Annotated in this window: 12 protein-coding genes; 8 read left to right on the forward strand and 4 right to left on the reverse strand. The window is 35.9% G+C overall.

What is annotated here, in order from left to right; genetic code table 11:
• From QWC74_RS10815 to QWC74_RS10840, 6 genes are all read left to right on the forward strand, one after another.
• Positions 1-1,170 (forward strand): sodium:alanine symporter family protein (locus QWC74_RS10815; RefSeq protein ID WP_288994037.1); only part of this gene is annotated, 1,170 nt, incomplete at its 5' end.
• A 149-nt stretch (positions 1,171-1,319) separates the two neighbouring features.
• Positions 1,320-2,483 (forward strand): dicarboxylate/amino acid:cation symporter, encoded by a 1,164-nt coding sequence (locus QWC74_RS10820; protein WP_006783826.1) that lies wholly within the window; start codon positions 1,320-1,322, stop codon positions 2,481-2,483.
• A gap of 121 nt (positions 2,484-2,604) precedes the next feature.
• Positions 2,605-2,913, forward strand: coding sequence for a hypothetical protein (locus tag QWC74_RS10825; protein WP_229040030.1), 309 nt, complete (start codon positions 2,605-2,607; stop codon positions 2,911-2,913).
• On the forward strand, positions 2,894-3,082 hold the full coding sequence (locus tag QWC74_RS10830; protein WP_009606241.1) for a hypothetical protein: 189 nt from the start codon (positions 2,894-2,896) through the stop codon (positions 3,080-3,082). Before QWC74_RS10825 ends, QWC74_RS10830 begins: the two co-directional genes overlap by 20 nt.
• A 342-nt stretch (positions 3,083-3,424) precedes the next feature.
• On the forward strand, positions 3,425-4,162 hold the full coding sequence (locus tag QWC74_RS10835) for a hypothetical protein (protein ID WP_006783823.1): 738 nt from the start codon (positions 3,425-3,427) through the stop codon (positions 4,160-4,162).
• Between the two features lie 267 nt (positions 4,163-4,429).
• On the forward strand, positions 4,430-5,830 hold the full coding sequence (locus QWC74_RS10840; RefSeq protein ID WP_006783822.1) for a cation:dicarboxylate symporter family transporter: 1,401 nt from the start codon (positions 4,430-4,432) through the stop codon (positions 5,828-5,830).
• A 29-nt stretch (positions 5,831-5,859) separates the two neighbouring features.
• Here QWC74_RS10840 and QWC74_RS10845 read toward each other — a convergent pair whose 3' ends face one another.
• The 4 genes from QWC74_RS10845 to QWC74_RS10860 form a co-directional block, all read right to left on the reverse strand.
• Positions 5,860-6,342 (reverse strand): hypothetical protein, encoded by a 483-nt coding sequence (locus QWC74_RS10845; RefSeq protein ID WP_009606236.1) that lies wholly within the window; start codon positions 6,340-6,342, stop codon positions 5,860-5,862.
• A 260-nt stretch (positions 6,343-6,602) separates the two neighbouring features.
• Entirely contained in the window at positions 6,603-7,328 is a 726-nt protein-coding gene (locus QWC74_RS10850) for a hypothetical protein (protein WP_006783821.1), read from the reverse strand.
• A 1-nt stretch (position 7,329) separates the two neighbouring features.
• A complete protein-coding gene (locus QWC74_RS10855) occupies positions 7,330-8,244 on the reverse strand; it encodes an AAA family ATPase (protein ID WP_006783820.1) in 915 nt (304 codons plus the stop codon).
• Positions 8,245-8,366: 122 nt separating this feature from the next.
• The gene (locus QWC74_RS10860) at positions 8,367-9,110 is read right to left on the reverse strand and encodes a hypothetical protein (protein ID WP_006783819.1); all 744 of its coding nucleotides are present in this window, start codon (positions 9,108-9,110) and stop codon (positions 8,367-8,369) included.
• Between the two features lie 434 nt (positions 9,111-9,544).
• Between QWC74_RS10860 and QWC74_RS10865 the strand changes: the two genes are divergently transcribed.
• Both QWC74_RS10865 and QWC74_RS10870 read left to right on the forward strand, forming a co-directional pair.
• A complete protein-coding gene (locus QWC74_RS10865) occupies positions 9,545-10,450 on the forward strand; it encodes a magnesium transporter CorA family protein (RefSeq protein WP_006783818.1) in 906 nt (301 codons plus the stop codon).
• A 55-nt stretch (positions 10,451-10,505) separates the two neighbouring features.
• Positions 10,506-11,719, forward strand: a 1,214-nt coding sequence (locus tag QWC74_RS10870; protein WP_288994042.1) for an aldehyde dehydrogenase family protein, incomplete at its 3' end; no start/stop codon positions are given.

Below are 11,719 nucleotides of genomic sequence, written 5' to 3' on the forward strand. Positions count from 1 at the left end.
ACAGGAAATATTATTGGAGTGGCGACTGCGATTTCAGCGGGAGGACCAGGAGCACTTTTTTGGATGTGGTTAGCTGCGTTCTTTGGCATGGCAACGAAGTATGCAGAAGGCGTATTAGCCATTAAATATCGTGAAGTGGACGAAAATGGAAACGTAGCGGGAGGACCGATGTATTACATTGTAAATGGAATGGGGAAAAAGTTTAAACCATTAGCCATATTCTTTGCTTTTAGTGGGATTTTAGTGGCTTTACTTGGTATTGGAACGTTTACGCAAGTCAATGCGATTTCTTCAAGTATTCAAAGGACATTAAATGTTCCTGCAAAAATCACTGGACTTTTATTAGCTGTCTTAGTTGGGATTATTACGTTTGGTGGGATTACGGCTATCTCAAAAGTTGCAGAAAAAGTGGTGCCTGTGATGGCAGGGGCTTATATTATCATCTGTCTTATTATTTTAATCGTGAATTATCAGTTCATTCTGCCAGCTTTTCAAATGATTTTTGGTGGTGCTTTCACACCATCAGCCGCAATGGGCGGTTTTTCAGGAGCAACGATAGCAATGGCTATTCGAAATGGGGTCGCGCGTGGCGTATTTTCAAATGAGTCAGGTCTTGGAAGTGCACCGATTGCAGCAGCAGCTGCTAAAACTCATTGGCCAGCTGAACAAGGGTTAATTTCGATGACGGGAACTTTTATCGATAGTCTCATTATTTGTACATTAACGGGTTTAAGTTTAATCGTAACAGGTGTCTTTACGGTTGAAGGGATTTCGGGTGGTGCTTTAACAGAAGCTGCATTTAATTCTGTGTTACCGACTGTCTGGGGGATGCCTTTAGGTTCTTTACTTTTAATGGTGTGTTTATCGCTGTTTGCTTTTACCACGATTTTAGGATGGAACTATTATGGCGAGCGTTGCTGTGAATTTTTATTCGGTGTGAAAAGTATTACGCTATATCGTATTCTTTTCATCATCATGATTGGACTTGGAGCTTTCTTACAATTAGATGCAGTTTGGTTAATAGCTGATATTGTGAATGGATTAATGGCTTTACCGAATTTAATTGCGTTAATCGCTTTAAGTGGGGTTGTGGTAGCTGAAACCAAACGTTATTTAGCTTATCTTAAACAAGAGGAGATACATGATCTTCACGTTAAAGTGAGGTCATAACCCAATTTGATAAAAAAAAGAAGGAATCTCAGAATTAGAGATTCCTTTTAAATTTAAAAAAATATGTTATTTTTGGTAATAAAATGTTGAAAAAATTGTAAATTTTGAGATAATAGTAACAATATTTCAAAAGAAGTGAGGGAAGAAGCATGAAAAAGATGCCATTAATTTTACGTATTTTAATTTGGTTAATCATCGGAATCAGTTTGGGGGTGATGTGTCGCACCACCGAGTTGAGTTTACCGATTGCCATCATGGCGACTTTCCGAAGTCTATTTGGAGCGTTTATTTCGTTTGTGATTCCATTAATTATTATTGGACTGATTGTTCCTGGGATTGCATCGCTTGGAAATCAATCAGGAAGAAGTTTATTTCTAACAACGGTACTGGCCTATGTTTCAACGATTAGTGCAGGATTTTTGGCTTTCGTAATTGGAAAATTATTATTACCTTCTTTAATAGGAGGCATTAGCTTATTTACGGAAGATGGCATCACGATTACCCCGATTTTTACGATTGAAATGCCAGCGATTATGGGAGTGATGAGCGCACTAGTTTTAGCATTTTTACTTGGAATTGGGCTTTCAACTCGTAAAGAAAGTTCTTTATTTAAAGTCTGTCAGGATTTTAGTGAGATTATGATGTCTGTGATTTCAAAAGTGATTGTTCCGATTGTTCCCATCTATATTGGTTCGGTTTTTGCAGAACTCAGTTATAGTGGAACCATTTTCACAACGATTAAATCTTTTTTAATGGTTTATCTTGTCTTATTTGGATTGCAGGTTTTATATCTAATCATTTTATATACGGTAGCTGGGGGAATTAAACGTAAAAATCCATTTCGATTATTAAAAAATATGTTCCCCGCTTATTTAACAGCTGTTGGAACGCAGTCATCGGCTGCAACGATTCCGATTACGCTCGAATGTGCAAAATCGAATGATGTGGATGAAGAAGTTTGTGAATTTGTGATTCCATTGTCTGCAACCATTCATATTGCGGGTGATACCATGACATTAGTGTTAACCTCGATGGCCATTTTGTTATTAAATGGACAATCCCCAACACTAGCGATGTATATTCCGTTTATTTTAATGTTAGGGATTATGATGATTGCGGCACCTGGTGTTCCAGGAGGTGGTGTGATGGCGGCTCTTGGGTTACTCGAATCCATGCTTGGATTTGGAAGTTTTGAGAAGCCATTGATGATTGCTTTGCATGCGGCACAAGATAGTTTCGGAACGGCTACTAATGTCACTGGAGATGGGGCAATGGCCATCTTTGTGGAAAGATTAATTAAACGTAAACGATAGAAGAGCGAATTTTCGCTCTTTTTTTGGTTAAAAAGGGATCGTTTTTCATGAAAATTCATATTTATGTCAAAAAAACAATAAAATTTAGAGAACTGAATTTTAAGATATTGGAGTGATTGAAGTGAGGTGGGAGGGTTTTTCTGAAATAGGTCGCTTTATCTTAATTGTAGGACTTTTGATTTTGATAGTTGTGACGTGTGTTGGGATGGTTATGTGTGAGTTTGAATTGTTGCTCGATAGAGGAAGTACCCTAAGTGCCAAAGAAATGAGAGCATGTCTTCAAGAGCGGGAGGAGATTGTTTTAAAAGGCAGTCAATTAGCGATGGATGAGTACCGAGCGATTTATATTGAAGATAAGAAAGTGGGATATGCACGACTTGAAATGTCATCTTTTTTCGAGGCGAATGTGTATGTGTACCGTGAATCATGAATTGGTGAGTTATTTTGAGAGTGTTCAGAATCAGCTGTTATTTCAGGGGCTTAATGAAGCGGGTTTAGTGTCAGGTTATGTGTTAGAAGATGAGGAGAATTATGTGTTTTATTCACCAAATTTAGAGGTGATTGCAACGAGTGAAAGTAAGGAACCTCGGCAAATTTAAAATTTGTCAGGAGCGTGTTTATTTGAAGTGCAGTATCGTTATAATTTTTGGCGTAATGAACAACAATATGAGATTAAAAGAGGTGAGGATTCAGAATTAGATTTGATGTTTGTCATCTGGATGATTTTTAGGATGGAGGTTGAGTAGCATGAAGAAAGGGAGGGTTAAATTTATGTGTCATCGCATATATTAGTATAAAGGAGGAAAAGAGATGGCAGAATAATAAGCATCGTACTAGGTATTCATGAGGTCTCTTTTAACTAACTTTTATTGTACAATTTAAAAAACCATCCCAAGCGAAAAGGTGATGCTAGTTAATAGATATGGATGGGAGGAATAGCAATGGATTTTTCTAATCTTAAATCGTTAAAATCGTGTTCACTTGAAGAGGTTAAGGAACGGTTAGGAGCTTCAAAGAAAAAAACAGAACTCTATGTTAGTGAAGTTAATCCAGATGAGTTTGCGAAATTTCAATTTTCACCTCAAGTTGAAGTCGATGTCACGATGACGAGTCATATCTTTGAAAAATCGGATTCCTACTTTTATCATTTATTTCATGAAGTTTTATATCGGTCCTTAAAAATTGAGGTTGACTTAGAACGAATTCAATTAGTGAAGGAATTAAAATTTTTAGCGACTCTGATTTTGGTTGGATTGACGCTTGTTTTTTTAATTGTTTCTCTTCGTTTTCCATTTAAAGTCGGACTTTTTGTTTTAATTACGATGGTCTGTGGTGTCTTATATTATTTATGTTGTCAAAAACCTGAGTTATCTGTGACACATATTGAACGACGAACGAATTTTAAAATTATTAATGAGACGTGGCTTGAACAGTTACCTTCTCTTTATGTAGTTGATCAAACAGAAGTCTATCTTGGAGGAAATTTACTCACCGGCAATAGTGAAGATTTAAATCAACCGTTTTATAAGGTAGAATCACAAGAGGAATGTTTAAAGTTAATTGATTTATACCGTATCTGCGTTAAAGAATCTTCTTACATCGATGATACAGTCTTGATTGGGTATTATTTTGAATTATTACAAGGGGTGGAAGGAGAGGTTCTTACCGAAATGGAATAAAACCATGATAATCATGGTTTTTTTATTTGTTATCAATCACAATTTGGATTAAAGTATCAGATTGGGGTATTCTATATAAAGCACGCTAGGAAGGTTAAGATGCTATTTTGATTCGTTTAAAATGAAGTTTGTATTGAATCAGATGACTTAATGATTGTGAATGTTAATCATTATTATGAAAAATAGTTATTATATTAGTTGCTAAATTAAAAGCATCATTGTAAAATAAAAGACACTTGACAAATTGAATAGGAGGGAAGTGAACGGATGACAAGTTCATTTTTTACAGATTTCTTATATTTAACCGATATTCGAACGGTTATTTTTATTGCGATTTTAATTGCTTTATTCTTTGTGATGAAGCAATTTGAAAAAAAGAAAGTTAAATTTTCAACACGTATGTTATCGGCAACTGCGATTGGTCTTGTACTTGGATTATTAATTCAAGTTGTAGGCGGATTCCCAGATGTTCCGATGGATGTTCCATTTATTGCAGAAATTAATAAGTGGTATGGATTAGTGGCAAACGGATTCATGGATTTATTAAAAATGTTAGTTGTCCCACTTATTTTCTTCTCAATTATTCGTGTTATTATTAACATGAAAGAGGGAGAAAATTTAGGAGCGATGACAGCTAGAACCTTGTTGACGTTAGTTGGAACAACAACGATTGCGGCGATTATTGGATTAATCATTGGAAACTTATTTAAGTTAGGGGTTAGCACAACGTTAATGGAGGGTGATGTTTCTATTCGTGAAGTGAGTTCAATTGTTGATACACTTCGTGGGCTAATTCCATCTAATCCAATTGCAGCGATGGCAGAAGGAAATGTGGTAGCAGTTGTTATTTTTGCGGCTTTTTTAGGAATTGCGACGAAACGTCAAACGAAAAAGTATTATGATGTGGTGAAGCCATTTATTGATTTTGTAGAAGCTTTCTATAAAATCATTTTAAGTGTTGCGATGACAATCATCAAATGGATGCCATATGCCGTGATTGCCCTACTAGCAAATACGATTGCGGGACGTGGAATGTCAGCTTTAGGACAAGTGTTTGACTTTATTATTGCCCTGTATGTTGGAGTCGCTGTGATGTTTGTGGTGCAATTAATCTTAATTGCAATGAATGGATTAAATCCATTCCGTTACGTTAAAAATGTATTAGATGCCTTAGTATTAGCCTTTACTTCACGTTCAAGTCTTGGAACATTACCTGTAAGTATTGAAAAGCTAACCGATAATGTTGGACTTGATAACGGAACGGCTACTTTTGTTGGAAGTTTAGGATCTAATGCTGGAATGAATGGATGTGCGGGACTTTATCCTGCATTAGTCGCGGTCATGGTAGCTAACATGACGGGAACACCGATTGATTTAAGCTTTATTGCGATGTTAGTCTTAGTGATTGCGTTAGCTTCATTTGGAATTGCTGGAATTCCTGGGTCTGCAACGATGGCGATTTCAGTTGTGTTATCAGGAATGGGAATGGGAGCTTATTTCCCACTGATTGCAGGAGTTATTGCGGTTGATCCGATTTTAGATATGGGACGTACGATGCTAAATGTAAACGGAACATTAACAACAGCTGTTTTAATTGGAAAAAAATATAATCATATTGATAAAGATGTGTTCTATGGACGCAAAACATTAACTGAAGATGAAGAATAGAAAAAAGACGGGGACTCACCCCGTCTTTTTTATGCCTTTAATTCATGAATCCCTAAATCTAATAGTTGAAGTTTAATGGATCCAATTTTAGAATCTTTTGCAATTTCATATTTGGTTACACTGATACTTTCAATCTCACCCACAAGATCGATGATTTCCTGATTTTTGATCCCTTGCGTCGTGTTGACTTTAAAGCAAGCCACGATTTTTTTATTCTCTTGATGCTCAATTTTTAAATATTCTGTATAGCTATTAGGCGCTACTTCATTCCAACAATGGAAGAATTCTGGTGTGAAATTTAAAGCCATTAGATGTTCTCTAAAAATATCTAATCGTTCGATTAAATAAGCATCTTTTAATTCTTCTAAGTCAATTTGAATGAGGCGATTTAAAAAGTCTATTTGTTCTTCATCAGTCGCGTATCGAGCATTGTCTTCTTCGCAAATTAATAAGGATGTATTGAAACAACCGTAGAGATGGGTGTCTAATTGAATGGTCCATTGTGCTTGCATGTTCTTCCCTCGCTTTTATAGTCTTTGTTGTCATTTTACTATATTTTTATTTTTTATCCTATATCAGTGACGATAAGTTTTCTTGATTTTTAGAAAACTTTGATTGATTTAAAATTTAGATTACCTATAAGTATCGCGAGGAAAGTACGATGTTAAGTAACCTGATTGACTTCGGCCTAATCCTTTCTCTTGAGATGAAAGGATTAGAATCATGAAGACTCATCTCTCGTACGGTCTAAAGATGAGCGTTAAAAAGCCCGTCACTGGCCGTTAGGGGCTAAAGTCGTGTCATTTAGTTTTTGGATGAACTCAAAAAATTCTTTTAAACTTCGTAAGTCATCTGTTTCAAAAACTCTTTTTTGAAGGCCTTCAATGAACTCAAGACTATACATCACAGGATGAGCCCGAGATTTCATGTAGTGAAGACCGACTTCTTGCATCATTTGTCTTAAGTATCGTTCATGATATAGAGCATTTGTACTGACGAGGCCACGATTATCTTTTTCCATGAGTTCAGGGTCCTGGATTGCCACATTATAATGATTAGCAAAAGGGGCAAAGGCTTTACTGTAACTGGTTGGGAAGTAGTCACGATTACCGAGTAACCAGGTTTCAATGCATTTATTTTGAACGAATATTTGATAGGGACAAGATAAGGCATGTGGATAGTTTTTGATTTTATTAATTGTTATCTGTTTACGAGCCATGACGCCTTCATCATCTCCATCTAAGAAGATGAGAAGGTAGTTGAATTTATGACTTCGATTGATGGTTTCAATGGTTTGTCCTAGAATATTTCGAGAAGGTGAGCTAGGATCTGTTCCAAGAAGACGTGGATAACCGAGCCCACTAAAGATGACATAATTTTGGTCAGTCACCTCATTAACAGTGGCAACTCGTGTGAGAGAAGGCATTAAATTGCCAATCCAGTTATCGATGATTTTATGACCAGATTTTCCGTCTTCAACGAGAATGTAGAGATTCATGTTAGAAGACTCCTTCGTATTCAAGTCGGTTCATGAGTTCAAAAAAGGCATCGTATTTGGTTTGACCAATGCCGAGTTCGATTGCTGTTTTATTTGAAACGATAGAGTCGATTCGATGAACAATGACCCAACAAGAAGGTGTAATGTTATTAATGATATAGGGATGATGGCTGGTTAAAATCATTTGAATTCCTTGTTTTTGAATCATCTCTTCTAGAATGAGTCCTAAGCAATTAAGGCCTAAACCATTTTCAAATTCATCAATTAATAAGACTGTTCCGGGTTTAGCTAAGGTTACTTCACTTAAGTAGATAAGTGTTTTAAGCATCCCATCTGATAAGTTGTGGTGCGTCAGCGTAGCACCTGATTTATCTTTTAGACGTAGAACATATTGATTTTCAATTGTTTCAAAGGTCAAGTCTTCGACTTCTTCAAATATCAGTTGGTATAAGGCTTTTAGAATATCGAAACGCTCTTTTTGAAATTGATAAATATAGGCTAGTCTTTCTAAGGTGTTATCACTTAAGAAGTTTAGTGAGTTTTCTTTAATTTGTTGTTGTCTGATGAGTGAAACAGGAAGAACATAACGAATTTTTTCGTTGATGTTTTTAATTTGTAGTGGAATGGATAAGGCACCTTCTCTAGAACTTAAATCTTGATTGATGATATGATAGTTATCAAGTGTCACTTCATAAGTATATAGGTGCTCATTGTATTCAAAATCAAGGACGTAGTGCCCAGATTCGAGTGTCTTGGTTTGTCCAGTTTGTAACAGTTGGGTTAACTCTTTAATATAATGAAGAACTTGACTTTTTCCTGATCCTGAGACTCCAACGAGGAGTGTTAGTGAATGGAAATCGATTGGTTCAATGCTCAAACTATTTGTACTATTTACGATTAATCTATGGATCTTCACAAATTTCCCCCCTTATTTGATGCCTAATATAAATTACTCAAAGGAAAGGAGAAATGGCACGGTTTAAGAAGGAGGAGAGGGACATTTATAAAAAAAACTCTGAGATTATCAGAGCTTTTTTCTTATTCAGCTAATGCTTCTTTTTCAGTGGGTGTTAATTGATAAGTTTGACCACTGTTTTCAATTTCACGGTATTGTTCCATTTTAACACGGAATAATTCTCCATTTGTTGGAGGTGTATAAGTAATGGCATTTGCTCCTGCCGCAATGGTTTCTAAGATTGATTCATTTGTTGGTCCACCCGTTGCCATAATTGGGATAGTTGGGAATTTTTGACGAATAGAACGAACAATGGCCGCGGTATTGGCACCTCCACTGACATTAATGATGTCAGCTCCCGCTTCAATTTTAGATTGAACATCTGTTGATTCCGAAACAACGGTTACAACAACTGGAATATCGATACTTTCTTTAACGTACCTAATGGTTTCGTGTGGGGTTGGTGCATTTAAGACAACGGCAATTGCACCTTGGAATTCAGCGTGAAGCGCAATGTTTCCAGAACGTGTTCCGTGAGTTAATCCTCCACCAACTCCGCAGATAACAGGGATGTCAGAGACTGTTAAGATGGCTTGGGTAATAGTAGGTTGTGGGGTAAATGGATAAACAGCAATAACAGCATCAGCATTTGTATTTTTTATGATTGCAACATCAGTTGTAAAAATAAATGATTTTAATCGTTTACCAAAAATACGGATTCCACTGCAATTACGAATCACTTCAGGAACGCGAACAAAATTTTTACGCAAGTTACTAGTAACCTCAGGAACTAATTTTTCGGGTGTATGAACTTTTTCAGAAGTCATTTAAATAGTCACGTCCTTTCAAATCAACAAAATTGTAATATAACCATTATATCCGACTTAATGTCAAAAGTTAAGAAAATCTCCGTATCTTTTCGGATTTCCTTTCGCAGTCTTCCAATTATAGGGAGTTTGAGGGTAAGGTATCGTGTCGAAAATAATTAAAATGTCGAAACGTGAAAAAACTTCCGCTTCAAGGTGGTTATTTTATGAAAATAGTTGTATACTTTAAAAGGAAAAAAATTATCCTGTTATATTTAGTCTAGCGTGTGCAAACACTAATTACGATCGAGTAGTTTATGTTTTTAAAACGTTAGCATCATGCTTTTGGAGGTGAACATAAGTGGAAGATTCCATTCCCATACGGACAATTAAATTAATCACACTTATGTTTGCGGTGAAACGTTCTTAGGTGTGAAAATGTAAGAGGTGATTCGATGAGAAATGAAGTGAATTTTGTTAATTCACTGACGAATAGTGGGTTTCAATGGATTAATTTAATTAATCCAACGCATCAAGAGGTTGAGGCTATGTGTAAAGAGCATGACCTTGAGTTTGAAACAGTTATTACGGCACTCGATGAGGAGGAACGTTCTCGTGTTCAAATCGAAGATAACTTCACGATGATCATTGTTGACGTCCCTGTTTCATATGAGTCTGATACATATTATTCAACGGTTCCTTTAGGAATTGTAAAAACAGATAAATTATTATTAACACTGTGTACACAAGAGTTAAGTGTCTTTAGTAAGCGATTAAAGACCCAAACGAAAAGTATTAATGGTCATATTTATCAAATTCTTTATACGATTTCGATTCAATATTTAGGATACTTACGTGTCATTGAACGAAAAAGTAGTCAAGTTGAGCGTGCCCTTCGCCAAACGCCTCAAAACGAAGATTTAATTGAAATGCTAGACTTACAAAAATCATTAGTATACATGTCATCCTCACTTCGCTCAAACCAAATCGTCCTTGAACGTCTAGTTAAGCTTGAAAAATCAGATACGCCAGAAGCTGAGATGCTTGAAGATGTGATTATCGAAAATAAGCAGGCCATAGACATGTCAAAGATTTATGGAAATATCTTAAATAGCAACTTAAATGTCTTTGAAACGATTATCTCAAACAACTTGAATATGGTCATGAAGTTTTTGACAGTTGTTTCTGTGATTATTGCGGTTCCAACGGTTGTATCAAGTTTCTGGGGGATGAACGTCCCGGTGCCATTTCAAGAAAATCAATATGGCTTTTTAATTGTAACGATTATTTCAATTATTATTACCGGGTTAGCGGGTGTTTATATTAATAAAAAGGAAAACCGACGTTATAAAAGAAAATAAAAAAATGATTACCCTTCTATTTAGAAAGGTTTTTTCAAATGAAAGGTCGACAAAGATGAAAGCATTAAATTCTAATTTAACGAACCATCAAACTCATCGTGAGAAACAAGAATCAATGAAGACAGAATTAAATCATATTTTGACTCAGCATCAAGATTATCTTGAGCAACGAGGAGGGAATATTCCACTTTCTGTACGAATCGAAGGATTAAAACGATTAAAAGAAACGATTAAAAAATATGAAGTGGACTTACAAGAAGCCTTAAAGATTGATTTAGGAAAAAATGAATTTGAAGCTTATTCAACCGAGATAGGTTTTATTTACGCTTCTATTGATTATACGTTAAAAAGATTAAAGAAGTGGGCGCGTCCTAAACGTGTGAAATCAGAAGCGGCACAATTAATTGGAACGTCTTTGATTATTCCAAGTGCCTATGGTGTTGTTTTAATTATTGGTCCCTTTAATTATCCAGTGCAACTGTTATTAGAACCTTTAATCGGGGCTATTGCAGGTGGAAATGTTGCGGTTTTAAAACCGTCTGAGTTTACACCACATGTTGAATCAGTTATGGTTCGTTTAATAAAGGAAGCCTTTGATTCTCGATATGTCTCAGTGGTGACAGGTGATTACCAAGTGAATCAGGCTTTGCTTGATTTACGATTTGATTATATTTTCTTTACCGGAAGTGTGAATGTTGGAAAGATTGTGATGGAAAAAGCAAGCCATCATTTAACACCTCTTACACTTGAACTTGGAGGAAAATCACCTGTAATTGTAGATGAAACAGCGAATTTAAAGTTGGCTGCTAAGCGTATTGCATGGGGAAAATTTATGAACGCTGGTCAAACCTGTGTTGCCCCTGATTACGTGATGGTTCATCATTCCGTTTATGAAGCTTTTTTAAAAGAGTTACAGACGGTCATTAAGTCATTTTACGGAGATAACATTCAATCAAATCCTGAGTTTGGACGTATTGTAACGACCCGTCATGCGTCGCGTTTAGCTGATTTAATAGAAGGAAATCGTGATCAGGTTGTGATGGGTGGAGCTGTTGATTTAGAAGATCGTTTTATTGAACCTACTGTATTCAAAGAGGTGACCTTAACTTCTTCTTTAATGGAGGATGAGTTATTTGGTCCTCTTCTTCCGACGATGTCTTATCAATCAATGGATGAGATTAAGCGTTGTTTAAAAGCTCATCCTAATCCATTAGCTTTTTATGTTTTTTCTGAAAATAAAGCCTTTAGTCATCAATTAATCACGCAGTT

The organism is uncultured Turicibacter sp., from assembly GCF_938044715.1.
In the GTDB taxonomy this organism is placed as follows: Bacteria; Bacillota_I; Bacilli_A; order MOL361; family Turicibacteraceae; genus Turicibacter; species Turicibacter sanguinis.

Bases quoted from the DNA above. Each gene is read 5' to 3' on its own strand.
- QWC74_RS10840 (WP_006783822.1), top strand. From the start codon at position 4,430: ATGACAAGTTCATTTTTTACAGATTTCTTATATTTAACCGATATTCGA.
- QWC74_RS10860 (WP_006783819.1), bottom strand. From the start codon at position 9,110: ATGACTTCTGAAAAAGTTCATACACCCGAAAAATTAGTTCCTGAGGTT.
- QWC74_RS10835 (WP_006783823.1), top strand. From the start codon at position 3,425: ATGGATTTTTCTAATCTTAAATCGTTAAAATCGTGTTCACTTGAAGAG.
- QWC74_RS10820 (WP_006783826.1), top strand. From the start codon at position 1,320: ATGAAAAAGATGCCATTAATTTTACGTATTTTAATTTGGTTAATCATC.
- QWC74_RS10850 (WP_006783821.1), bottom strand. From the start codon at position 7,328: ATGAATCTCTACATTCTCGTTGAAGACGGAAAATCTGGTCATAAAATC.
- QWC74_RS10865 (WP_006783818.1), top strand. From the start codon at position 9,545: ATGAGAAATGAAGTGAATTTTGTTAATTCACTGACGAATAGTGGGTTT.
- QWC74_RS10845 (WP_009606236.1), bottom strand. From the start codon at position 6,342: ATGCAAGCACAATGGACCATTCAATTAGACACCCATCTCTACGGTTGT.
- QWC74_RS10830 (WP_009606241.1), top strand. From the start codon at position 2,894: ATGTGTACCGTGAATCATGAATTGGTGAGTTATTTTGAGAGTGTTCAG.